Source organism: Hymenobacter jejuensis (assembly GCF_006337165.1).
Lineage (GTDB): Bacteria > Bacteroidota > Bacteroidia > Cytophagales > Hymenobacteraceae > Hymenobacter > Hymenobacter jejuensis.
In genome coordinates, this window is the sequence record NZ_CP040896.1 from 870,266 (window position 1) to 893,459 (window position 23,194).

Consider the following 23,194-nt stretch of genomic DNA (forward strand, 5'->3'; position numbering starts at 1 on the left):
TACCCATCTACAATGGTTCAAAAGGGTCGATAAATAACCATTCATCTTTCCGTGTCTGACAACACTGCTGTTTCTCCAGTTCGCCGCTCTAGCCGGCTGCTGCGCTTGCTGGGCGTAGGCTTTGGGCTGGCTGTGGTGGTGGGCGGCACTACGGGCACCGGCGTGCTCCGGTCGCCGCGGGAGCTTGCCGAAGCTGTAGGCGCTTCCGGCGGCGTGCTGCTGGTGTGGCTGGCCGGCGGATTGTACGCCTTGCTCGGCGCCAATGCCATTGCCGAGCTCGGCGCAATGCTGCCCCAGGCCGGCGGCTGGTACGGCTACGCCCACCGTGCTTTCGGCGAGTTTGTAGCCGTAGTAGTGGGTTGGGGCGACTGGATGAGCAGCTGCGTAACCGGCGCCTTAGTCGCCCTGATGATGAGCACGTATGCCGCCGCGCTGGTGCCTGCGTTGGCAGGTCACGAGCGCGTGGTGAGCATAGGGTCGGTGGCTGTGCTGGGGCTCATCCAGTGGCGTGGCGTGCAAGCAGCCAGCCGCGCGCAGGAGCTGACTTCGCTGCTGATGGGCTTGGCGCTGTTTGTGATTCTGGCGGCTGCTTGGTGGCTGCCCGCGGCTCCGGCCCCTACCGCTACCGTTGTGCCCGGAGCTGCCGCGCTGGTGGTGGCGTTTCAGTCGGTCATTTTTGCCTACGACGGCTGGTACGCGGCCATTTATTTTGCCGAGGAAGACCACGACCCCGCCCACGAGGTGCCGCGCTCCATGCTGGGCGGCGTCGGGCTGATCATTCTGATATATGCTTTGCTCAATGCGGTGCTGTTGCACGCACTGCCTTTCCATCAACTCACGACGGCTGAGCTACCCTTGGCGGAAGTAGCGGCTCGATTAGCTGGTGTTTGGGGTCGGCGCGTCATGTTGGCGGTGGCCGTGCTGGGGCACTTGGGCGTGCTCAATTCGGTGCTGCTGATGGCCACGCGGGTGCTGTTTGCCCTGAGCCGCGACCGGCTGCTACCCTCTCCCCTAGCCCGCGTGCATCCGCGCGGTACGCCGCGGGCCGCGCTTTTGGTGGCTCTGGGCCTGACGTTGGTGTTGGTCGCGACGGGCACGGCAGCCCAATTGCTAGCCGTAACGAGCATCTTATTTGTGGGCTACTACACGGTAGGCTTTGCGGCCGTGCTGGTGCTGCGCCGCACGGCACCCAACTTGGAGCGGCCGTATCGGGCTTGGGGGCATCCGTTTACGACGTGGCTGGTCCTGTTGGGCTCGGTGCTGTTTCTGATTGGCAATGCCATAGCCGAACCGGGCAACACACTGCTGGCCGCTGGCTTGGTAGCCGCCAGCTACCCCATATGGCGACTGATGAAGCGGAAAACCAACCCTGCATGATATTCACACAATTGATTGCTCATCAATTAGTTATGCTAGTCATTCAACAATATAAAATGTCATATCGGCTAAGCTCAACTTTAACTTCCTGCATACAGTTTCGTAAGGCAGTGCCATTCCAATCATTCCTGTATGAAGCCCACCGACCTCTCCGTTCTTGTCAAGCAATTTCTCCAGCACAAGCTCACCCTGGCCCTAGCCGAAAGCTGCACCTGCGGCTTAGTTGCTACCCAACTTGCTGAAGCCGAAGGCGTTAGCGAAGTCTTGCTCGGCTCGGTAGTGACCTACAATGCCGAAGCGAAGCAGCGCCTGCTGGGCGTAAAAAAGAAAACGCTGGAAGACTACACCGCCGAAAGCCAACAGACCACCAACGAAATGGTGCAGGGCCTGCAACGCCAACTACCCAACGCCGATGTGTGCGTGGCCGTGACCGGCCTGTGTGGCCCCGGCGCTTCCGAAACGCCCGAAAAGCCCGTCGGGACCGTTTTCATCACCATTCTGTGGCAGGGCCGCGCGCACGAATACCGCGAAGTGTTTAAAGGCACCGGCGAAAAGCTGCGCCAGCAAGCCGCCGAGTTCATCTATCTAAAGATCAGCGAGTTGATGAGCCGCCATCAGGACAGCCCCGAGCAAGCTACGCTGATGCAGAAAGCAAAATAGGGTTCATTTTATAATTCTTTGATAATCAATGTATTATCTAAGGTTTATTGGGGGCGTGGGCGCGCCAGCATGAGCCGCAGATTTAGGCGTACTACGTCGCCCATCGAGCGGCAGCGGTTGAATTCCTGCGTGTGGTGGTGCTCGTTTAGCTCGGCTTTGAGTTGCTCGGTTTTCTCAGCGGGCGAAATGTCGTCGGCGCGCATGCAGTCGATCAAATCCTTGAGGCGATAACGCTCCGAGCGGGCGCGGCGGGCCATGAGCGTACGCTCCTCGGTCTGGTACTGCCGAATGGTTTCGGCCTTCAACAGCTTGCTGCACAGCAGCACCACGGCCCGGTTGTCTTTGAAAAACTGCGGCAGATACATCGTTTTCTTGCCTTCGTAGCTCTGCTGGTCGAAGTCGATGGCCCGCACGCGGTATTGCTCGTCTTCGAAGTCGGGCGTGACGTTGATGATGTAGTTGTAGGCGCGCATGTCGCCGAGCAGGCGGGCAAAGCAGCGCTCGTTGAACTTGACGAACTCCTTGGCAATGCGCACTTGGTTGAGGTGGGGCCGCTGCAAATGATCGCGGATAAAATCGTCGCCGGGGATACCCGCAATGTGCTCCTCAATCAGCGTTTCGCCGCTTACCAAGTAGTTGATGTTATTGGGCGAAAGCAGGTGCTCTAGCTCCAGTCCGTATACACGCGAAGCGTCGGCGCGCTTCACGTAAAAATAGTCGTAGTTGTCGTTGAGCTGATTGACGATGCGCACCCGAAACGGATTGGAGTTGCCGAAGCGGCAATAGTCGATGCGGTCGGCGATCAGGTGCACCGTAAACGACAAATCGCCGTCGGTTTTGAGCAAAGCATACACCTGCGTCAAGCCGTCGGACAATTCCATGAGCGTACTGGGCTCGTAAAACACAGTTTCCCAGAGCGTATCGCGGCCCTTGCTATCGACGAGCGGGTAGGCGCCGCTGATGCGCAACAGGTCTTTGTAGGTGACCGGCAGCTTCGTTTCGCGGTCGTACGCGTGCAGGTAATTGCGCAGGCGCTCGCCGATGGAATAATTGATTTTCTTTTTGGAGATGCTGGTCATGAAGCTAAAGCTAGTGCCAAATAATCGCGAAATTCGCGCACCCACAGTGACGCCTCATTTCTACTCAATGAAAAAACTAAGTTTTACGCTTGCTCTCGTGCTGCTCCTGCCAGTGCTTTCGCCCGGCTGGGGCTTTTTTGCGCACAAAACCATCGCTCAGCTGGCCGTGTATTCGCTGCCCGGCTCCATGCAGGGCTTCTATTACCGGCACATGGGCGAGCTGGTGAAAAAAATCACGGCTCCCGACGAACGCCGCGAAAGCGACCCCGCCGAAGCGCCAAAGCACTTCATCGACATGGACCATTACGGATCCGATCCGTTTGGCGCCATGCCCAAGGAATGGGACAAAGCCGTGGCCAAATACTCGGCCGATACGCTGCGTAAATACGGGACGGTGCCGTGGGTGGTAACGGAAGTAAAGGAAAAGCTGACGGAAGCGTTCCGCCAACGTGACACCGTGGCCATCATCACCCTTTCTGCCGACTTGGGCCACTACGTTTCGGATGCGTTTGTGCCGCTGCACACCACCGAAAATTACGACGGCCAGCTCAGCAACCAAGCCGGTTTGCATAGCCTCTGGGAAAGCAAATTGCCGGAGCGCCACATCGCCGATTACAAGCTACGCTCCAAGCCCGGCAGCTACCTGAAAGATCCGCAGGCGGCCATCTGGCAGGTGGTGCAGCGCTCGTATGGCTTCCTGGGTGCCACCTTCGACATGGAGGAAGAAGTGAGCCGCAAATACACGCCTGAAACCAAGTATACTTACTCCCACAAGTACGGCAAAACGCGCCGCGCCTATTCCGACGCCTTCGCCGATGCCTACCACGAAAAAGTAGGCGGCATGGTCATGAACCGTCTGCAACTGGCCCCCACCATGGTGGCTTCGATGTGGCTGACCGCTTGGAAAGACGCCGGCAGCCCCGATCTCGACCTGTTGATGAAAAAGCCCAGCAAGGAGGAAAAGGAAAAGCTGGCTTCGGAACTGAAGCTGTGGAAAGACAACCAGCTAGTCCCTCAAAACCAGTTGCTGGCCATGCAGAAAGAGAAAACCGTAGAGCGCCCCGACGAGATTAAGTCGGCCGTGGACATGGCTCCGGCGCCCACCGAACCCGAGCCAGCCGTCGCTGTGCCCGCGCCTGCTGCTCAGCCTGCCCCTGTTGCAGCTCCTGCCAAGGCCAAAGTAAAAGCCAAATCCGACGATGGTATCAAGCAGAAAACTAAGGTAAAAGCTGCCAAAACCGACGACGGTTGGAACTAGCCCTTACAGTTAAGCTAATGGCTGATCTTCAATAATTTACACAAACCCTAGCGTTATCAGGCCGTTAGAAGAGCCTGCTCCGGCAATCGGAGTAGGCTCTTCTTTTTTGTTTCATTCAATCCAAGCAAGCCGGCATCATCTGGAACGGTACGCACCCCGAAGACGGCCAGCCGCTGGAACTTGTGCAAGGCGGCTTTGAGGGCGTTCCGTATCCCGATTTGGAAGAAGAGCAGCAACTCAACTCACCTGGCGCCGATGATTTTGACCCGCAGATGTTCTCGGACATTACCAAGAAATAGGGCATCAAACTATAAATCATTTATAGTCAAATACTTACGTATAAAGGCTGCTATTTACGAATGGCAGCCTTTGTTTTTATCTTGCCGCATCTCCACCCCCCCACGGGACATACTTCTGCGTGCCGGTTTGCTGCTTTGCCTATGCCCTACCCTGTGCCTACCCGGTTTCTCCATTTGTCAGCTTATCGCGGGTGGCCGTTGGCGGTCGCCTTGGCTCTTCTGACGGCCTGCGGTCAGCCTGAAAAGCCCGCTGCCGAAACGCCCGATGCCAAGCCGGCTGCTCCGGCCGTGCCCGGTCCGGAACTCACCAGCCTAGCCGACAGCAATGTGGTTTCGCTGCTTACGCCGTACCTGAAAGAACACCCGGGCTCGGAAGTGATCGTGCATACCCGCCTGGGCGACATGCGCGTGCGCCTCTACGACGATACGCCCATTCACAAAGCCAATTTTCTGTTGCTGGCGCGCAAAGGCCTGCTCAACGAAACGGTATTTAGCCGGGTAGTCAAGGGGTTTGCAGTGCAGGCTGGGCGCTCCGACCACACCACCATGCCGATCAGGCGCTACCGGCTGCCGCCCGAAATTCGGCCGCAGCACTTCCACAAACGCGGCGCGCTGGGCATGGCCCGCTACGACGACGAGCAAAACCCCGGCAAGCTCTCCGCCTCCACCGATTATTATTTCGTGCAGGGCGAAAAGCTCACCCCTTATCAAGCGCAGGCGATGGCGGGCCGCAAACTTACCCCCGAACAGCTCAACACCTACGCTACCGTAGGCGGGGTACCTTCACTCGACGGTCGCTATACGGTGTTTGGGGAAGTGATTGACGGTCTGGAGGTTATCGACAAAATAGCCGCCGAGCCCGTCGATCCCTATAAGTGGCCCAAGAAAGACGTTGCCGTCACGGTTGAGGTCGTGAAGTAGTCGTATTGCATTCCCTTTTACACCCATCTTGCCTTCCTAATCTGCATGATAACTACTCGTTCTTCTTGGTCGGCCGGTGCGGTCGTGTTGCTCTGCGCGTTGGCCGCGCCAGCTTTTGCCCAGCAGGTTACGCCGCAGGTGAGCGAGTTCATCAAGGTGAAGGCGGCCAGCGTGGCGCTCACCGACGTGAAGGTCATCGACGGCACCGGCAAGCCCGCGCGGCTGCACCAAACTGTGCTGCTCCGCGACGGCCTCATTGCCCAAGTTGGGCCCGTGAAGAAAGTAAAAATCCCCGCCGGCGCGGAAGTCATAAATGGCGCTGGCAAAACCCTAATTCCGGGGTTGGTGATGCTACACGAGCACCTGTACTATACCATGCCGATGGGCTCGTACTTCAACATTGCCCAGATGCCGTATTCGTTCCCGAGGCTGTATTTGGCCGGCGGCGCGACCACCATCCGGACGGCCGGCAGCATCGAACCCCAAACTGATCTGGCCATCAAGCGCATGATCGGGGAAGGCAAGCTCATTGGGCCGGACATGGACGTGACCGCGCCCTACATCGAAGAACCGGCCCTGGATATTCCGGCCCTGAACACCATCAAAGGGCCCGAAGACGCCACGCGTACCACGGCCTATTGGGCCGACAAAGGCTGCACTTCCTTCAAGATGTACATGCACGTCACGAAGCCCGATTTGGCGGCTGTGGTGAAGGAAGCGCACCAGCGTAACCTGAAGGTTACGGGGCATTTGTGCTCGCTTACCTACCGCGAAGCGGCCGAAATCGGCATCGACAATCTGGAGCACGGCTTCATGGCCAGCTCTGATTTCCAGGCGAATAAGCAGGAAAACATTGCCGACTATCCGGCCGCGCGCAAATCCTTACAAAACCTGCCGGCCAACAGCCCGGAAATGAAAAACCTGATTCAGTTTTTGATCAGCAAAAAAGTGGCGCTTACCTCCACGCTGCCGGTTTTTGAGCCCTATACCAACCGCGAAGTGGTGTTAGGCGGTGGTCTTTCGGCGCTGGTGCCAGCCGTGCAGGAGCGCGAAACCAAAACCTGGCAGCAAAACCAGCAGAAGGATTCGGCCAGCGTGGCCTTGTTTAAGAAAGAGTTGGCCTGGGAAAAGCAGTTTTACGATGCGGGCGGGCTGCTCGTGTCGGGCACCGACCCGACGGGTGCGGGCCGCACCATTGCGGGCTACTCCAACCGCCGCCAGATCGAGTTGCTCGTGGAGGGCGGCTTTACGCCCGTGCAAGCCATCAAGATCAGCACGCTCAACGGCGCCATTTATCTTGGCCGCGAAAAAGAAATCGGCACTATCGAAGAAGGGAAAACGGCGGACTTGATCTTGATCAACGGCGACCCCGAACAGGACATCAAGCAAATCCGGAACATGGAAATCGTGTTCAAGAAAGGCATCGGATTCGATTCCCCGAAACTGTTCGAGTCGATGCAGGGCAAGGTTGGGCTTAATTAGAAGCGCCGCCAAGCCTAAATACAACTACTTAATTAACAGATACTTATATATAGTCCGTCATCCAGAGCATTCTGCGCTTCGAGCAGAACGCTCTGGATGACGGACGCGGGGTGGGTTTTGGCTTAGGTCGCAGAATGCGTTGGATGACGTTCTGAAGCTAGCTTCCAGAAGCGGCTTACTCGCGCCGAATACTGACCAACACTGTTTTTTGTTGGTCGCCGGGCTGTTCTTTGGTTAGCTCCTGTAGCTCTTGCCGGGTGTAGGGAACGCTTTTGGGAGCGAAAAAATCGGGGCTGGTTGCGATTGCATCGGGCGTAGCCACGGGCTGGCGGGCCGGGTGAAAATAGGCGCTATCAGGCGTGACGCGGTAAAGGCGATAGAAATAATAGCGCGTATCGGTAGAGCCGGTGGGCTGAAAACGAACCACGTACAGGTCGTTTACTTTGGGCTCGGCCATAAGATTTAAGTGGCTGGAGTCGGGCGGTGCAGCCGCCACAACCGGGGCTACAGCAGCGGGTTGGCTTTCGCTTGAGGTTTTGGCTTGTTGATTACATCCAGATAATAAATTGATTATCAGTAGATTACTAAATAGCAAAATCTCTGGTGCCGACGAAAGATTGGGGAGTGAAAACATGCTACGCGGGATTAAGGAAGAAACCGCAAATAACGACTTACGCACGGATCGCGCCGCCAGGTCTGTCGGCGGAGCAAGCAACCGAGGTAGCCAGCCGATCCTTACCGCACGAAAAAAGGCAGCCAGCGATTGCCGACTGCCTTTTGCAAATAAAGCTTCAAGAAGGCTTACCAAATAAGCGCCCGGTTGCTTTCGCCGCGCACCATTTTCGAATCGTCTTTGCAGCTAAAAGCCTGGAAAAACTCCGGCATGTTTTGCAGCGGTCCGTTCACGCGGAATTGCTCCGGGGCGTGCGGATCGGTGAGCACCATGCGACGGAGCGCCTCGGGCCGCCGCTGCGAGCGCCAGCTTTGAGCATAAGCAATGAAGAAGCGCTGCTCGGGCGTGAAGCCGTCGTAGTTGACGCGGGGCTTGCCGGCGAGCTGTTTTTGCAAAGCCGTGTAGGCAATGCTTAAGCCGCCGAGATCGGCCAGGTTCTCGCCCATCGTGAGTTTGCCGTTGACGTGTAGCGAATCCAGGGGCGAGAAAGCATCAAACTGGCTCCCAACGACGGAAGCGCGCTGGGTAAACTTCTCAGCGTCTTCCTTGGTCCACCAATCTTTCAGGTTGCCCTCGGCATCGTACTGGCGGCCTTGGTCGTCAAAGCCGTGCGTCATCTCGTGGCCGATGGCGGCCCCAATGCTACCGTAATTGACGGCATCGTCGGCTTTGGCATCGAAATAGGGCGGCTGTAGAATGCCGGCCGGAAAGGCGATTTCGTTGCGGGCAGGGTTGTAATACGCGTTCACCGTGGGCGGCGTCATGCCCCATTCCGTCCGGTCGACCGGCTTGCCCAGCTTACCAACGTTTTCATTAAACGACCAGATGCGGGAGTTGATCACGTTCTGGGCATACGAATTGCGCGAGACGGTCAGGGCCGAATAATCCTTCCATTTGTCGGGGTAGCCGATTTTTACGGTGAAAGCATTCAGCTTCTTCAACGCCTGCTCTTTGGTAGCGGCGCTCATCCACGTGTTGGCCTGAATGTGCTCGGCGAAAGCGGCTTGCAGGTTACGCACCATTTCCAGCATCCGCTGCTTCGACTCCGGCGGAAAGGCCTTATCAACGTAGAGCTGGCCGAACGCTTCGCCCAGCGCAGCGTCGGTGGCGCGGAGCATGCGTTTCCAGCGGGGTTGCTGCTGTTGCGCGCCAGAAAGCAGTTTCTCGAAGGCGAAGTTCTCGTCGACGTAGGCCTTCGGCAAAGCCGGCGTCATGGCGTTCACGAGGTGCCAGCGCAGGTAGGTTTTCCAGTCGCTGAGCGGCTCGGCTTTCAGCATCGTGCTGGCTTCTTTGAAGAACACGGGCTGCCCCACAATTACTTCCTTGGCCGCGCCCAGTTTGTCCTGAGCCAACACCGTCGGCAAGCCCAGATTCGGGAACTGCTGACTGGCCTCGGCCACGGTCATTTTGTTATAGTTGGCGTAGGGGTCGCGCAATTCCACGCGCGTTTTCGACGCTTTGGCCAGCCGGGTTTCTAGGCGCACAACGGTAGCCGCGTTCTTAGCCGCCGCTGCTTCGTTGTCGCCGAGCAGCCTGAACGTGTTCGTCAGGTGCGCGAGATAGGCGTTGCGAATGCTTTTGGAACGCGCATCATCTTTAAGGTAATAATCGCGGTCGGGCAGGCTTAGGCCGCCTTGGCTCATGGCTACGGCATACTGCGTACTGATTTTGGGGTCTTGCCGAACCCCCACACTAAACACCGAACCTGTGCGCAACATCTGTTGGCGGGCCAGTGCCGTTTGCAGCCCTTTCAGGTCTTTGATGGCGGCAATGCGGTCTAATTCGGGCTTAATCGGCGTAATACCAGCCTTTTCTATTGCGACCGAGTCCATGCCGGAACCGTAGTAGTCGCCTACTTTCTGGTTGTTGCTGCCTTTGGCCGCCGTATGGTCGGTGGCGGCTTCTTCCAGAATTTGCCGCATAATGGCCTGGTTGCGGTCGCTTACTTCGTTGTCAACGCCCCAAGTCGTTTCGGAAGCCGGTATCTGGTTGTTTTTAAAGAAGTTACCGTTGGCGTATTGGAAGAAGTCGGCGCAGGGTGCTACCGACTTATCGAGGTACGCCAGGCCGAGGCCCTGGCCTTTCGCGACGGTTTCGGCTACCGGAGCCGGCGTAGTGGCAGCGGCCGGAGCCGTGGCCGTAGCACTGGGGTTGCTGGTGGCGCAGCCCGCAATAGCCCACCCAGCTACTGCTATAGTGGCCAGAGTCAGGCGAGGTTGTCTGATCATGAAAATGAGAGTTATGCTACCAAAAAATTAAAGTCCGAAACGGTAAGAGCCAACCGGATTTTATTTATAATCTACTTATAATCAAATAATTATAAAAAAAGCTCAATTTGTCTTCTTACGGGCTACATGCATGGTCTTACGGAAAGGGCGGCTCGTTGCACACGAACCGCCCTTTTCATGTAACCATAAAGGCAAAATAACTTACCAAATGCGCGCGCGCTTGGCTTGGGCGCGGGCCATTTTGGCGTCTTCCTTACAGCCAAAGGCTTCGTAAAACTGCGGCATGTTTTGCAGCGGGCCGTTGGTGCGGAACTGCTCCGGCGAGTGCGGGTCAGTCAGAATCAACTGGCGCAGATACTCCGGCCGGCTGGTGTTGCGCCAAATTTGGGCCCACGACAAAAAGAACCGCTGATCGGCCGTAAAGCCATCGATTTTGGTTTTGGGCTTGCCGGCCATGGCTTTTTGCATGGCTGTGTACGCGATGTTGAGGCCGCCGAGGTCGGCCAGGTTCTCGCCCATCGTCAGCTTGCCGTTGACGTACACCGAGTCGAGCGGCGAGAACGCACTGAACTGCTCATCTACTAGCGCGGCACGTTGGGTGAATTTGGCGGCGTCTTCCTTGGTCCACCAATCCTTCAGGTTGCCTTCGGCGTCGTACTGGCGGCCTTGGTCGTCGAAACCGTGCGTCATTTCGTGCCCGATCACCGCCCCGATACCTCCATAATTGACGGCATCATCAGCATTGGGGTCGAAGAACGGCGGTTGCAGGATGCCGGCCGGGAACACAATCTCGTTCATCGATGGGTTGTAGTAGGCATTCACCGTGGGCGGCGTCATGCCCCATTCCGTCCGGTCGACCGGCTTACCGAACTTCTTCACGTTGTCGTTGTAGCTCCACTGCCGCGCGTTCAGCACGTTTTGCAGGTACGAGTCGCGGCTGATAGTTAGCGCCGAATAGTCCTTCCATTTATCCGGATAGCCGATTTTCACCGTGAAGGCGTTGAGCTTTTTGAGCGCTTGCTCTTTAGTGGCAGCGCTCATCCAGTCGAGGCTCTTGATGTGTTCCTCAAAAGCCGCTTTCAGGTTATTTACCAAGTTCAGCGCCTTTTGCTTGGCTTCCGGCGGGAACGCTTTGTCAACGTAGAGTTGGCCAAATGCCTCACCCAGCGAGTTATCCGTGGAGCGAATCATGCGCTTCCAACGGGGTTGTTGCTGCTTGGCGCCGCGCAACACCTGCGTGAAGCGAAACGACTCCTGATCGTAGGCTTTCGGCAACGCCGACGCCACCGACGTCACCAAGTGCCAGCGCATGTACGTCTTCCAGTCGGCCACGGGCTCGGTTTTCAGCATCGTGCTTACTTCCTTGAAGAAAACCGGCTGGCCCACAATCACTTCTTTCGCCGGCGCCAGATTTAGCTGGCCGAGCAGGCCCGTCAGGCCCAGATTCGGGAACTGTTGGTTGGCTTGCGCCACCGTCATTTTGTTGTAGTTGGCGTTCGGGTCGCGCAGCTCCACGCGGCTTTTCGAGGCTTTCGCCAGCCGCGTTTCGATGCGCATGACCGTTTCGGTGTTCTTGCTGGCCGTGGCGGCGTTGTCGCCGAGCAGCTTAAACATGTTGGTCAGGTAGGTGCGGTAGGCCGCCCGGACGGTTTTGGAGCGGGTGTCGTTTTTGAGGTAGTAATCGCGGTCGCCTATGCCCAGGCCGCCCTGATACAGAAATACGGCGTACTGCGTGCTGATCTTGTCGTCCTGACCCACGCCCACAAAGCCCAGCGCACCGGTTTGCAGCTTTTCTTGCCGTGCCAGCACGGTTTGGAGATCTTTCAGCGTTTTGACGGCGGCAATGCGATCCAGTTCCGGCTTGAGCGGCGCGATCCCGATTTTCTCAATCGCCATCGTGTCCATGCCGGTGGCGAAATAGTCGCCCACTTTCTGGTCGTTGCTGCCTTTGGCGGCCGACTGCGATTTGGAAGCGGCTTCCTCCAGAATCTGGCGCATCACGGCCAAGTTGTTGTCCGACAGTACATCGAAGCTGCCCCACGACGATTCAGCCGGTGGTATCGGATTGTTTTTCAGCCAATTGCCATTGGCATACTGAAAGAAGTCGTCGCACGGCGACACCGACGGATCAATGTTGGCGACCGCAATGCCGACTCCTTTCACCGTGGCTTCTTCGGCCGCGGCAGTTGCAGGGGCAGTGGTAGCACCCGAATCCACGGTAGCAGCCGGCTTCGACGAGCTACAGCTCGCCAGCGAAAGGCCTGCTGCCACTATGGCTAACGTTATAGTATTTCTGTTTTTCATGAAAAAATGAGGTTGGGTGGCTGAATGTAAGCAACGGCGTTGCAGAAATCATAGATACTTATACAACTCATTAATAATCAGTTATTTATATAAACATATGTCGTACGATAATATCAAGCGCTAGGCAAAGCAATCTGCTATGATGGCTGCCAGCAATCCGGTCGGCTTTCTACTTATTTCTTCGCTCCCGTTTGTCATCTTAAGTCTCAATAAAAAAGGTGATCTACGCAAAGCAGACCACCTTTTAAATAATTGATTATCAGGAATTTATATTATTTACCAGATCTTAGCGCGATCGGCGGCGGCACGCATCATTTTCGAGTTTTCTTTGCAGCCAAAGGCTTCGTAGAACTGCGGCATGTTCATGAGCGGGCCGATGACGCGGTACTGACCCGGCGAGTGCGGGTCGGTGAGGATACGCTGGCGCAGGGCTTCGGGGCGCATCTGGCTGCGCCACACTTGCGCGTAGCCCAGGAAAAAGCGCTGCTCGGGCGTGAAGCCGTCGTAGTTGACGCGGGGCTTGCCGGCGATGGCCTTCTGCATGGCCGTATACGCAATGTTGAGACCACCGAGGTCGGCTAGGTTCTCGCCCATCGTCAGCTTGCCGTTGATGTGCAAGGAATCCAAGGGCATGAAGGCGTCGAACTGCTTGCCCACCACATCGGCGCGCTGCGTGAATTTGGCGGCATCTTCTTTCGTCCACCAGTCGCGCAGGTTGCCTTGCGCATCGTATTGGCGGCCTTGGTCGTCGAAACCGTGGGTCATCTCGTGCCCAATTACCACCCCAATAGCACCATAGTTGACGGCATCATCAGCCTTCGGATCGAAGAACGGCGGGTGCAGGATGCCGGCCGGGAACACGATTTCGTTCATCGGCGGATTGTAGTAGGCGTTCACCGTCGGCGGCGTCATGCCCCACTCGCCCCGATCAATGGGCTTGCCCAGCTTTTTGGCTTCGTCATTCGAGGCCCAAATGCGGGAGTTGAGCACGTTCTTCAGGTACGAATCACGAGTGATCGTCAGGGCTGAATAGTCCTTCCATTTGTCAGGGTAGCCGATTTTCACGGTGAAGGCATTCAGCTTCTTGAGCGCTTCCGCCTTGGTTGCAGCACTCATCCAGTCGCTTTGCTGAATGTGCTCGGCAAAGGCCGCTTTCAGGTTATTAACTAGCTCTAGTGCTTTGGCTTTGGCTTCCGGCGGAAAGGCTTTGTCGACATACACTTGGCCAAAGGCTTCGCCCAATGCATTGTCCGTGGAGCGCAGCATGCGTTTCCAACGCGGCTGCTGTTGCTTGACGCCGCTGAGGACTTGCGAATAACGGAACTGCTCGTCGCTGTAGGCTTTGGGCAGGGCGCCTGCCACGGAGCTCACCAAATGCCAGCGCATGTACGTCTTCCAGTCGTTGAGCGGCTCGGTTTTGAGCATTGCGTTGGCTTCCTTCAGGAAAGCTGGCTGGCCCACAATCACTTCCTTGGCCGCGCCCAGGTTGGTTTGGGCAAGCAGCGTCGGGATGCCCAGGTTCGGGAACTGCTTTTGCAGCTCGGCCACGGTCATCTTGTTGTAGTTGGCGTAGGGGTCGCGCAATTCCACGCGGGTTTTCGAAGCTTTCGCCAGCCGCGTTTCGATGCGCATAATGGCGGCGGCCTCTTTGGCGGCTGTCGCCTCGCTCTCGCCCATGAGCTTAAACGTGTTGGTGATGTAGGTCACGTAGGCCGCACGAATGGCTTTCGAACGTGCATCATCCTTGAGATAATAATCGCGGTCGGGCAGGCCCAAGCCGCCTTGGCGAAACTGCACCGCATATTGCGTGCTGTTCTTTTCGTCTTGCCCAACGCCCATGTTGAGCACCGAACCCGTGCTCAGCATTTGCTGGCGGGCTAAGGCAGTTTGCAGCCCTTTGAGGTCTTTAATGGCGTCGATGCGGGCCAACTCGGGCTTCAAGGGCGTGATGCCCGCTTTCTCGATGGCCATCGAATCCATGGCCGAGGCGTAGTAGTCGCCTACTTTTTGGGTGTTGCTGCCTTTGGCCGCCGTAGTAGCCTGATTAGCAACATCATTCAGAATATCGTGCATGACAGCCGTATTCCGATCGATGAGCTCATTAAAGCTGCCCCAGCCGGTTTCGGAGGCCGGGATCTGGTCTTTTTTCAGCCAGTTGCCGCTGGAATAATGGAAAAAATCGTCGCACGGCGACACCGACGGATCGATGTTGGCGACGTCAATGCCGACGCCTTTCACGGCGGGTTCAGCGGCTGGCGCAGCTGTTGCAGCCGGAGCGCTGTCTGCTGCTGGGGCGGTGGTAGCCGCCGTTTTCGACGAGCTACAGCTCGCCAAGGTCAAACCCATAACGGCCACGGCGGCCAGGGTCAGACTATTTCGGTTTTTCATGGGTGGAATACGTGTGGATTAGGAAACCAGAAAAGAAAGATAAGTAGAATCTGAGCACACCCCTGAAGGCTTCGACTGCTCATTTTCTAAAATTAATCATATCGAAACAAAAAAGGTGACTAACGCCATGTTAGTCACCTTTTTAACTTAAGCAATAAGCTGAAGCTTGATTACCAGATTTTAGCCCGCACATTTTCGGCGCGCACCATCTTGGCGTCCTGCTTACAACCGAATGCTTCGTAGAACTCTGGCATGTTTTGCAGCGGACCGTTGGTACGGAACTGCGCCGGCGAGTGCGGATCGGTCAATACCTGCTGACGCAAGTATTCCGGCCGCGAATTCGTGCGCCAGATCTGGGCCCAGGCCAAGAAGAAGCGTTGCTCGGGCGTGAAGCCGTCTACTTTGGTTTTGGGCTTGCCGGCCAGCTGCTTTTGCAAAGCCGTGTAGGCCAGGTTCAAACCGCCGAGGTCAGCCAGGTTTTCACCCATCGTCAGCTTGCCGTTTACAAACACCGAATCAACGGGTGAGAAGGCGCTGTATTGGTTGCCCACGAGCGTAGCACGCTGCACAAACTTGTCTGCGTCTTCCTTGGTCCACCAGTCGCGCAGGTTGCCCACCGCATCCGACTGACGGCCTTGGTCGTCGAAACCGTGCGTCATCTCGTGCCCAATTACGGCACCCATACCGCCGTAGTTCACCGCGTCGTCGGCCTTAGGGTCGAAGAACGGCGGCTGCATGATACCTGCCGGAAACACAATCTCGTTCATCGACGGATTGTAGTAAGCGTTCACCGTCGGCGGTGTCATGCCCCACTCGGTGCGGTCGATTGGTTTGCCGTATTTGTTAATGTTCTGATTATAAGACCATTGACGAGCATTCAGTACATTCTGCAGATACGAGTCGCGGCTCACGTTGAGCGCCGAATAGTCCTTCCATTTGTCGGGGTAGCCGATCTTCACGGTAAAGGCATTCAGCTTCTTCAAGGCCTCCGCCTTGGTCGCGTCGCTCATCCAGGTGTTCTGCTGAATGTGCTCGGCAAATGAAGCCTTCAGGTTGTTCACCATTTCCATGGCTTTCGCCTTGGCTTCCGGCGTAAACGCCTTATCTACCCAGAGTTGGCCGAAAGCCTCGCCGAGAGCACCGTTCGTCGAAGCCAACATGCGCTTCCAGCGCGGCTGCTGTTGCTTGGCGCCGGTTTGTACCTGTTCAAAGCGGAATTGCTCGTCGCCGTACGCTTTTGGCAGGGCCGAGGCCACAGAGCTCACCAGCTGCCAGCGCAGATACGTTTTCATATCCGCCAGCGGCTCCGATTTCATCATGCCGCTCAGCGTCTTGAAGAACGCAGGCTGCCCCACGATCACTTCTTTGGCTGCGCCTAACTTGTTCTGCGCCAGCATAGTAGGCAGACCAATGTTCGGAAACTCCGTGTTGGCTTGCACCAACGTCATTTTGTTGTAGTTGGCGTTCGGGTCGCGCAGCTCTACGCGGCTTTTCGAAGCCTCGGCCAGTTTGGTTTCGATGCGCAACACGGCCGCGGCTTTCTTGGCCGCCGTCGCCTCGTTGTCGCCCATGAGCTTGAACGTATTGGTCATGTACGTCACAAACGCATTGCGTACGGTTTTCGAGCGCGCATCATCCTTGAGGTAATAATCGCGGTCGGGCATGCTCAGGCCGCCTTGATTGAGGTTCACGGCATACACCGTGCTCATCTTGCGGTCGGGGGCCACGCCAGCCCGGAAAAACGGACCGGTGCCGAGCATTTGCTCGTGGGCAATAAGGGTTTGCAGGCCCTTCAAGTCCTTGACGGCATCAATGCGGACCAGCTCGGGCTTCAGGGGCGCGATGCCCGCTTTCTCGATGGCCATCGAATCCATGGCCGAGGCGTAGAAATCGCCTACTTTTTGTGCGTTGGTACCTTTGGTAGCGCTGCGGTTGGCCGCGGCTTCTTCCAGAATCTGGCGGCTAACGGCGTTGTTGCGCTCAGCCAGCTGCTGAAAACTGCCCCAACGAACTTCAGCAGCCGGTATCGGATTGCTTTTCAGCCAGCTACCACTTGCGTAATGAAAGAAGTCGTCGCAAGGAGAAACGGCCGCATCAATATTTGTTACGTCCAGACCTACGCCTTTTACCATGGGCTCTTCGGCCGGAGCCGCCGTGGCAGAAGCCGTAGTTGCTGGCGCAGTAGTCGTAGCGGCGGTTTTCGACGAGCTGCAACCCGCCAAAGCCAATCCCGCCATGGCCACGGCAGCCAGCGTTAAATTGTTTTTGTTTTTCATGTAAGCTGTGAATTGTGAGGGACTTAAAAATCAGGCGAGAAATATAAGCGATATTATCCTAGTTTGACTTAACATAGTTATGTGCTAAATTCAGAAAATGGCATTTTGCTAGAACCTCATTATATCTGTGCCCCTTTGATTCCGTGGCGTTTACTTACATAAGCAGGAAAAATGCTTAAGTATGCCGGAATCTTATTTTACATAAAACATTGATTGTTAATTACTTACGGAAAAATGGTTTATTTTTAAATTATTACTTCTCTGGCAACGCCCTCAGAAAATTCTAGCTGGAAATTAAATATCGAAAAAGCAGGCCCAACACTTCCCACGGACTCCACACTAATCAATTAGCATTTGTCTATACTCGACTGAAATTTCGCGTGTAGTGTTATAATCCGGCGCATGTGTTGCTGAACCTAAGGAGCGGTTTTTGGTGTTGCAGCCGGGGCTAAATCCGTACCTTGCTTCCCTATGCCGCCGCTGTTTAATCGCCGTTCTGAAATCGGGTTGTCCCCTTCGCTGCCGCCGGCACCGCTGGCCCTTGCCGAATTGCTGGTGCGCGTGCGCCAAACCCTTGCCGACCGCTTTCCGGAATCGTATTGGGTAGTGGCCGAAATTGCGGATCTTACGCTGCCGCGCTTCGACGGCGCCCATTGCTACTTAGTCCTTACTGATCAGCACGTTACGGGGCGCGGCGCGCAGCTCAAGGCGCAGGCACGCGCTACCATCTGGAGCCAGCGCTTTCAGCAGCTCGCTCCGGCGTTTGAGGAGCAAACCGGCCAGTCGTTGCGCCTCGGCCTGAAGGTGATGCTGCGGGTAAAAGTGACTTTTCACGAGCAATACGGCCTGAGTCTCGACGTGCTGGCCATCGACCCGACGTACACGGTGGGCGAACTGGCCCGCCAGCGCCTGCTGACCATTAAAAAGCTGGAAGCCAAAGGGTTGTTGGATCGGCAGAAGGAGCTTTCCCTAGCGTTGGGGCCTCAGCGCTTGGCGGTTATCTCCTCTCCTACTGCGGCTGGTTTTCAGGACTTTGTGCACCAGCTCGGCGAGTCACCCTACGATTTTGCGGTAGCCCTGTTTCCGGCTTCGATGCAGGGCGAAGACTCGCCCGCCAGCATTCGGGCGGCCCTGGACCTGATTCGCCCGCGTCGACAACAGTTTGATGCTGTGATCATTATCCGGGGCGGCGGCAGCAAAACCGATTTACTGGCTTTCGACGATTACGGCCTAAGCGCCGCCGTAGGCAGCTTTCCGGTGCCGGTGCTCACGGGCATCGGGCACGAACGCGACGAAGCCGTGATCGACTTGGCGGCACATCTTTCTCTCAAAACGCCCACGGCGGTAGCCGCTTTCCTGACCGAACGCTTGGCCCGCCTCGATGCCGTATTTAGCGGATACGCCGGGCGCATTCGGGAGCTGGCAGCCGCCCAGGTGCAGGACGCCAACGACTACCTTACCCGACTGGCCCGCTACACCCAACAAGCGGCTCAAGGCCAGCTCGATCAGCAGCGCGATGCGTTGCAGCAGCGCATTCGGGCGGCTACGGTGGCACCGCGCGCGCAGCTCAGGCAGCAGTTTCGGCAACTAGTCCGCATTCGGCATGCCCTTCCTCGGGCCGCTGGCCGGGCGCTGGCGGGGCAGCAACGGCGGCTGCGCAAGTTCGGGCGGCTGCTGGAGCAGCGGTTTCGGCGCCTGCATCGGCGGCGGCGCGAGCAGTTGCTGCGGCAGCGCTATCACGTGCAGTTGCTAGCAGAGCGTGTGCTGCACCGCGCCGAGTTGCGTTTGGCGCATGCCACGGCCTATCGGCTGCCGGAAGCGCCCGCTCCCATCGTCCAACTTTTGGGCTCCGACGGCCAGGCTCTCCCGCTCGAAGCCGCTACGCCGGGCACCGAAGTATTGCTACGCTTGCCGGAAGCCGATTTGCAGGCGCGCATCACCGCCCGCCAGCCCAGCCCGGCTCCTGCCCTTCCGCTTTAACTTGATTTGCTTTATGACCAACGATATCACCTACCGCCAAGCCATTGCGGAGCTAGAAACCATTTTGCGCAGCCTCGAAACCGAAACCGTGGACGTTGACGACCTCACGGCGCGCGTGCAGCGCTCAGCTGAACTCATCCGGCTGTGCAAGCAAAAGCTGCGCTCGGCCGAATCCGCCATCGACCGAGTATTTGAAAACCTGGACGAGGAAGAGGAGAATCTGGAAGAAGAGGAGGAAGAGTTTTCCGACGGTGAAGAAGAAGACGAGGAGGAAGACGAAGACGATACCGACCGGGGTGCGCCGCGCGGCCGGCTGTTTTAGGCGCTGCCAGCCGCCCTTAAGTCGGAATTTGGTTGAGTCACAATATAGTTTAGACTATATTTGAAAATCCAATCCTTTCTGTACTTCCTCCAGTTTCCACTCCTCGCACCTCATGGCATTCGACGGCACCGAAGGCTCCTTCACGCACAAGCAACACGCGGCTTCGCTCACCAAGAAACACCGCACCGATCATCCGGAGAGCATCTCCTCGCAGTTTTTTGGCAAAGAAAAGCTCCTGCACCTGCTCAACCACCCCGACTGCGTTGGCATTCGGATTTATAACTCCAAAAGCGACGAAGGGCAGCACGGCTTTGTGGTTGTGGGCGTCAATGCCGAGGAAAAGGATCTGCTGCACCACCCCGAGGGTGCTGAGCGCTCCGTAGCTTTAGCAGCACCAGCAGAAGCAACCAGCCTGATTCTGGTGAACGGCCCCTGCTGCCCACCTAGCTGCGCTACCGAAAATGAGCTAAACGCTTGATTATAAGCATTTTAAGATGCAACCTATTTCTACTGATTGGCTGGTTTCCTTCAGTAAAATATTTTACGTTGTATCGGAGCTTACCATATTCTTGCCTTTGGTAGTGGCCTTCCGGCCGGGACGCAACTTGGCTCCTGCCTTTGTGCCATTACGATGGTTTTGCGTTGCTAGGCTGGTCTTGTTTGTGCTATCGGAGCTTGCCAAGCGGTTGCTGCATTACAACATTGCCTTGCTGCACCTTGGTACCCTCCTCGATTCGCTGTTGCTGGGCTGGCTTTTCTACAACTTCCTGGCTTCCGCTACGATTCGGTATTGGCTACGGCTGGCAGGCGTGGCGTTTGTGGCATTTGCTTTCGCCGATAGCCTGTTAATCAGCGGATTGTGGCAACGCAATGCGTACACGGTGGCGTTGCAAACCATCGGATTGCTGTGCCTGTCGCTGCTGTATTTCGAGCAGATGCTACGCTCGGTGCGACACGTTGAGCCCAAGCAGGATCCTATGTTTTTAGTGAGCGTTGGGGTGGCCCTCTATTATGCGGGCACAGTGGGGTTGTATCTGCTGGAAAACATGCTCATAGCCGCTAAGCTGCTCGATGATATCTGGCTGATGTTCAACGTTAGCTCCGTCCTGACCCTGATTTTGTACGGCTTCCTCAGCAAAGCCTTATTATTGGTACCAAGCTCCGATTCTACCTCCGTTTCAGAGGCTTACTCCCAGTAAGCTATTCGCTGTTTCCTATTCTCTTAATTTCTGCACGCTTTTGCTAAATGCCTACTAATCCGATTGTTACCGCCGGCCAGAAAATCTCGTTGAAAGAGGCTGCCAAATGGACGAAGAAATACCAGAAAGATCATCCGGCCAAGGCCGAAGACGGCACCACGCAGGACGTTACCTGGGCCACGGCTTTTAGCCGGCAATACCTCGAGGATTTTATGGCCCAGTGGGGCGACGAGTGCAAGGGCCTGCGCATTTACCAAGCCACCGAAGACTCCGGAACACGCCGCGTGGTGCTGGTAGCCGTCGATATCAACGGCAACGACATCGTGACGCCGCCGCCCGGTGCCGACCAGACCGACGATTATGTGGTGCTGGATCAGGGCAACCAATGCCCCAACGAATGCGGCGTCAATAGCCCGCTGATGCTGCCTTAATCGCACTTGCCTTACGAAGTGCCTATGGACGCAATGGCGGTTTTCCAGAGATTGATGGTAAGGTCAGCCGAGTGCTTCCCGTTGGTGCCATTCGCCGCCGCCTGGATCAGACGCCGGCACATTCCTTACCGCTTTTTGCCCGTTTACTATTTCGTGGCGACCCTGACGGGCATGTGGTGCCTGAGCACCTTCGGCCGGTATGCGTTGCACAACAACATCTTTGTCTTTCACCTGACCACCGCCGCCGAGGTGCCGTTGCTCGGCTTGGCCTACTATCGGCTTGTGCCGTTGCCGAAGGTGCGCGTGGGCATCGTGATCGGGGTGGTGTTGTTCGGGATTGTGGCCTTGCTTGACGCGACCGTGCTGAATGGCTGGATGAAACACCAGAATGTGTATGCCCGCTCGGCGGCAACCTTGGTGCTGCTGTCCTTGGCCTTTGTGCACCTCGATTACCTGAGTAGCCAGCCCGCGGAGCAACTTTCCAACAGCCGGCCGGCACTCCTGCTGAGCATAGCTGTGCTGGTTCTGTATTCGGCTTTGGCGGCTATCCATTTAGCCGTTTACATTGAATACAAAAACCCTGCTTTCTCCTACGAAGAGCATGCACGGCTGGACAATCTTTTCAATCTTCCCTTCCCGTTTATCTACGGCATCTCGATGGGCCTGCTGACCCGGCTGTTTGCGTATTTTCCGCTGAATAAGCCGCCGCGCCAAGCCTTGCCCAAGTGGCTGCGGTTTGGCCGGTTTCGGCCCAAAGCCCCGATCACGGCCGAGGTCGCCGCTGCCCAGGCGTAAGCCATTGGCCGCCGAATTACCAAACAAAATGGCCTATTTGTAACTAATTCATCCTCAATTGCTTATATAGTTAAGTTTGTCTCGAAGTTTTAGCTGATTCGCCCCTCGCACTCCTTACGGGGCCGTTTGTGTATTGGTCTTAACATCCGACCCGGGCCTCAATTTCGGATGCTTTCGGACATATTCCTGCGTATCTTATCCACCCATTTGCCCGCGACGGCGGCCTTTTCTTTTTCTGCTGCTGTGTATGCCTGACGCGCTACTTCCTCTTATCCTGATCACGCCGATTCTGCTCCTGCTGTCCTTGGGCATTGTCGGGTTTGTGGTGCGCTACCAGCGGCGGTTGCTCCAGCAGCAGGGCGAGGTGCGCGAAATCCGGGAAGCAGCTCAGCAACAAGCACTTGAAGCGGCCCTGCTGGCGCAGGAAGAAGAGCGCCGCCGCATCGCTGCCGATTTGCACGACGGCGTAGGCACCACGCTTTCCATTGTGAAGCTGCACCTGAGCACCCTCAATCGCCCCGATCTCACGCGCGAGGCCACGGCCCTGCTCGACCAGGCAATTGGGGAAGTACGCCGCATTTCGCGCAACTTGCTGCCGGCTGTGCTACAGAAATTTGGCCTGCCGTTCGCGCTCGAAGCCCTCGCCCGCACCGTGCCCGAAGACGGCCCCACGCGGGTGCACATCACCCAGAACGGCACGCCCCGCCGCCTCGATCCGCAGCAGGAGCTGACGGTGTACCGGGTGGTGCAGGAGTTGCTCGGCAACGGGCTGCGGCACGCCAAAGCCGCCAACATCGACATCATGATCAACTTTGGCGTCGATTCACTTTCCCTCCAATATATCGACAACGGCGTAGGCTTCGACCCTTCGGCTGGCGATGTGCAGCCCAGCCCCGGCTCGCGTACAGGCTTGGGACTGATGAACCTACGCAGCCGAGTTGCGTTATTACGCGGAACGCTTCGGCACGAGTCGTCGCCGGGACTGGGCAGTCAGGTTTGGATTTCCCTACCGCTTCAGTACCTTGCTGCAAATCAAGAAACTAGCACTATTTCCTCTTTATGACTTCGCCCAGCGTACGCATTGCCGTTGTCGATGACCACATCCTTTTTCGGAAAGGATTGCACGCGCTAGTCAGCGGATTTCCCAGTATGGAGGTCATTTTTGAGGCGGGCGACGGCGAAGAACTACTCGCCCACCTCGACCACGGCAAAGTGCCGGACGTAATTCTGATGGATTTGCAGATGCCCAACCTCGACGGACTGCAAACTACACGCTTGCTGCGCTCGCAGTTTCCGCACGTGCGCGTTATCATTATTTCCATGCACGACGAGCCGGAACTCATTGAAAGCCTGCGGGCCGAAGGCGCCCACGGCTACCTGCTCAAGAATGCCGACCCCGAGGAAGTGCACGCCGCCATCCTGACGGTCATTCGCAAAGCCGAAGCACACACCGCCATACCGGCGCTATAGAGCCAAACTGCTAATTACCAACATGTTATATACCCAGTGAAATACCTTCCAT

At 56.8% G+C, this 23,194-nt stretch carries 19 protein-coding genes; 13 read left to right on the forward strand and 6 right to left on the reverse strand.

Going from position 1 to position 23,194, the window contains the following annotated elements; genetic code table 11:
• Nucleotides 1-51 precede the first annotated feature (51 nt).
• Both FHG12_RS03365 and FHG12_RS03370 read left to right on the forward strand, forming a co-directional pair.
• Complete coding sequence (locus tag FHG12_RS03365; RefSeq protein ID WP_165699290.1) at nucleotides 52-1,377, forward strand: APC family permease; 1,326 nt, start codon at nucleotides 52-54, stop codon at nucleotides 1,375-1,377.
• Between the two features lie 132 nt (nucleotides 1,378-1,509).
• A complete protein-coding gene (locus tag FHG12_RS03370; RefSeq protein WP_139514278.1) occupies nucleotides 1,510-2,037 on the forward strand; it encodes a CinA family protein in 528 nt (175 codons plus the stop codon).
• A 44-nt stretch (nucleotides 2,038-2,081) separates the two neighbouring features.
• Here the strand turns inward: FHG12_RS03370 and FHG12_RS03375 are convergent, their stop codons facing one another.
• Entirely contained in the window at nucleotides 2,082-3,116 is a 1,035-nt protein-coding gene (locus tag FHG12_RS03375) for a hypothetical protein (protein WP_139514280.1), read from the reverse strand.
• 67 nt (nucleotides 3,117-3,183) lie between these two features.
• Here FHG12_RS03375 and FHG12_RS03380 point away from each other — a divergent pair, with 67 nt between their 5' ends.
• The 3 genes from FHG12_RS03380 to FHG12_RS03390 all read left to right on the forward strand — a co-directional run bounded on the left by FHG12_RS03380 (nucleotide 3,184) and on the right by FHG12_RS03390 (nucleotide 7,076).
• Complete coding sequence (locus FHG12_RS03380; protein WP_165699291.1) at nucleotides 3,184-4,374, forward strand: zinc dependent phospholipase C family protein; 1,191 nt, start codon at nucleotides 3,184-3,186, stop codon at nucleotides 4,372-4,374.
• 473 nt (nucleotides 4,375-4,847) lie between these two features.
• Complete coding sequence (locus FHG12_RS03385) at nucleotides 4,848-5,594, forward strand: peptidylprolyl isomerase (RefSeq protein WP_165699292.1); 747 nt, start codon at nucleotides 4,848-4,850, stop codon at nucleotides 5,592-5,594.
• Between the two features lie 45 nt (nucleotides 5,595-5,639).
• Entirely contained in the window at nucleotides 5,640-7,076 is a 1,437-nt protein-coding gene (locus FHG12_RS03390; RefSeq protein WP_139514285.1) for an amidohydrolase family protein, read from the forward strand.
• Between the two features lie 175 nt (nucleotides 7,077-7,251).
• Here FHG12_RS03390 and FHG12_RS03395 read toward each other — a convergent pair whose 3' ends face one another.
• The 5 genes from FHG12_RS03395 to FHG12_RS03415 form a co-directional block, all read right to left on the reverse strand.
• Complete coding sequence (locus FHG12_RS03395; RefSeq protein ID WP_139514286.1) at nucleotides 7,252-7,533, reverse strand: hypothetical protein; 282 nt, start codon at nucleotides 7,531-7,533, stop codon at nucleotides 7,252-7,254.
• Between the two features lie 344 nt (nucleotides 7,534-7,877).
• Complete coding sequence (locus FHG12_RS03400) at nucleotides 7,878-9,977, reverse strand: M13 family metallopeptidase (RefSeq protein ID WP_139514289.1); 2,100 nt, start codon at nucleotides 9,975-9,977, stop codon at nucleotides 7,878-7,880.
• A gap of 201 nt (nucleotides 9,978-10,178) precedes the next feature.
• Entirely contained in the window at nucleotides 10,179-12,281 is a 2,103-nt protein-coding gene (locus tag FHG12_RS03405) for a M13 family metallopeptidase (protein WP_139514290.1), read from the reverse strand.
• 276 nt (nucleotides 12,282-12,557) lie between these two features.
• A complete protein-coding gene (locus tag FHG12_RS03410; protein ID WP_139514292.1) occupies nucleotides 12,558-14,669 on the reverse strand; it encodes a M13 family metallopeptidase in 2,112 nt (703 codons plus the stop codon).
• Nucleotides 14,670-14,839: 170 nt separating this feature from the next.
• Nucleotides 14,840-16,945, reverse strand: coding sequence for a M13 family metallopeptidase (locus tag FHG12_RS03415; protein ID WP_139514294.1), 2,106 nt, complete (start codon nucleotides 16,943-16,945; stop codon nucleotides 14,840-14,842).
• 471 nt (nucleotides 16,946-17,416) lie between these two features.
• Between FHG12_RS03415 and xseA the strand changes: the two genes are divergently transcribed.
• The 8 genes from xseA (at nucleotide 17,417) to FHG12_RS03455 (ending at nucleotide 23,142) form a co-directional block, all read left to right on the forward strand.
• Nucleotides 17,417-18,925 carry an exodeoxyribonuclease VII large subunit gene (gene xseA, locus FHG12_RS03420; protein WP_139514296.1) on the forward strand — a complete coding sequence of 503 codons (1,509 nt, stop codon included), beginning with the start codon at nucleotides 17,417-17,419 and terminating at the stop codon, nucleotides 18,923-18,925.
• 13 nt (nucleotides 18,926-18,938) lie between these two features.
• Nucleotides 18,939-19,247: an exodeoxyribonuclease VII small subunit gene (gene xseB / locus FHG12_RS03425; RefSeq protein ID WP_139514299.1), complete on the forward strand. Its 309-nt coding sequence runs from the start codon at nucleotides 18,939-18,941 to the stop codon at nucleotides 19,245-19,247.
• Nucleotides 19,248-19,359: 112 nt separating this feature from the next.
• Entirely contained in the window at nucleotides 19,360-19,725 is a 366-nt protein-coding gene (locus FHG12_RS03430; RefSeq protein WP_139514300.1) for a hypothetical protein, read from the forward strand.
• A gap of 16 nt (nucleotides 19,726-19,741) precedes the next feature.
• The gene (locus tag FHG12_RS03435; protein WP_139514302.1) at nucleotides 19,742-20,446 is read left to right on the forward strand and encodes a hypothetical protein; all 705 of its coding nucleotides are present in this window, start codon (nucleotides 19,742-19,744) and stop codon (nucleotides 20,444-20,446) included.
• 47 nt (nucleotides 20,447-20,493) lie between these two features.
• Nucleotides 20,494-20,877, forward strand: a complete 384-nt coding sequence (locus FHG12_RS03440) for a hypothetical protein (protein WP_139514304.1) — start codon at nucleotides 20,494-20,496, stop codon at nucleotides 20,875-20,877.
• A 135-nt stretch (nucleotides 20,878-21,012) separates the two neighbouring features.
• Entirely contained in the window at nucleotides 21,013-21,672 is a 660-nt protein-coding gene (locus tag FHG12_RS03445) for a hypothetical protein (RefSeq protein WP_139514306.1), read from the forward strand.
• A 247-nt stretch (nucleotides 21,673-21,919) separates the two neighbouring features.
• Nucleotides 21,920-22,735, forward strand: coding sequence for a sensor histidine kinase (locus FHG12_RS03450; protein WP_139514309.1), 816 nt, complete (start codon nucleotides 21,920-21,922; stop codon nucleotides 22,733-22,735).
• Nucleotides 22,732-23,142, forward strand: a complete 411-nt coding sequence (locus FHG12_RS03455) for a response regulator (RefSeq protein WP_139514310.1) — start codon at nucleotides 22,732-22,734, stop codon at nucleotides 23,140-23,142. Before FHG12_RS03450 ends, FHG12_RS03455 begins: the two co-directional genes overlap by 4 nt.
• Nucleotides 23,143-23,194: the final 52 nt, after the last annotated feature.

Excerpts from the sequence above, each read along its gene's own strand:
- FHG12_RS03370 (WP_139514278.1), top strand. The coding sequence starts at position 1,510 with ATGAAGCCCACCGACCTCTCCGTTCTTGTCAAGCAATTTCTCCAGCAC.
- FHG12_RS03375 (WP_139514280.1), bottom strand. The coding sequence starts at position 3,116 with ATGACCAGCATCTCCAAAAAGAAAATCAATTATTCCATCGGCGAGCGC.
- FHG12_RS03380 (WP_165699291.1), top strand. The coding sequence starts at position 3,184 with ATGAAAAAACTAAGTTTTACGCTTGCTCTCGTGCTGCTCCTGCCAGTG.
- FHG12_RS03390 (WP_139514285.1), top strand. The coding sequence starts at position 5,640 with ATGATAACTACTCGTTCTTCTTGGTCGGCCGGTGCGGTCGTGTTGCTC.
- FHG12_RS03395 (WP_139514286.1), bottom strand. The coding sequence starts at position 7,533 with ATGGCCGAGCCCAAAGTAAACGACCTGTACGTGGTTCGTTTTCAGCCC.
- FHG12_RS03400 (WP_139514289.1), bottom strand. The coding sequence starts at position 9,977 with ATGATCAGACAACCTCGCCTGACTCTGGCCACTATAGCAGTAGCTGGG.
- FHG12_RS03405 (WP_139514290.1), bottom strand. The coding sequence starts at position 12,281 with ATGAAAAACAGAAATACTATAACGTTAGCCATAGTGGCAGCAGGCCTT.
- FHG12_RS03410 (WP_139514292.1), bottom strand. The coding sequence starts at position 14,669 with ATGAAAAACCGAAATAGTCTGACCCTGGCCGCCGTGGCCGTTATGGGT.
- FHG12_RS03415 (WP_139514294.1), bottom strand. The coding sequence starts at position 16,945 with ATGAAAAACAAAAACAATTTAACGCTGGCTGCCGTGGCCATGGCGGGA.
- xseA (WP_139514296.1), top strand. The coding sequence starts at position 17,417 with ATGCCGCCGCTGTTTAATCGCCGTTCTGAAATCGGGTTGTCCCCTTCG.
- xseB (WP_139514299.1), top strand. The coding sequence starts at position 18,939 with ATGACCAACGATATCACCTACCGCCAAGCCATTGCGGAGCTAGAAACC.
- FHG12_RS03430 (WP_139514300.1), top strand. The coding sequence starts at position 19,360 with ATGGCATTCGACGGCACCGAAGGCTCCTTCACGCACAAGCAACACGCG.
- FHG12_RS03435 (WP_139514302.1), top strand. The coding sequence starts at position 19,742 with ATGCAACCTATTTCTACTGATTGGCTGGTTTCCTTCAGTAAAATATTT.
- FHG12_RS03440 (WP_139514304.1), top strand. The coding sequence starts at position 20,494 with ATGCCTACTAATCCGATTGTTACCGCCGGCCAGAAAATCTCGTTGAAA.
- FHG12_RS03450 (WP_139514309.1), top strand. The coding sequence starts at position 21,920 with ATGCCTGACGCGCTACTTCCTCTTATCCTGATCACGCCGATTCTGCTC.
- FHG12_RS03455 (WP_139514310.1), top strand. The coding sequence starts at position 22,732 with ATGACTTCGCCCAGCGTACGCATTGCCGTTGTCGATGACCACATCCTT.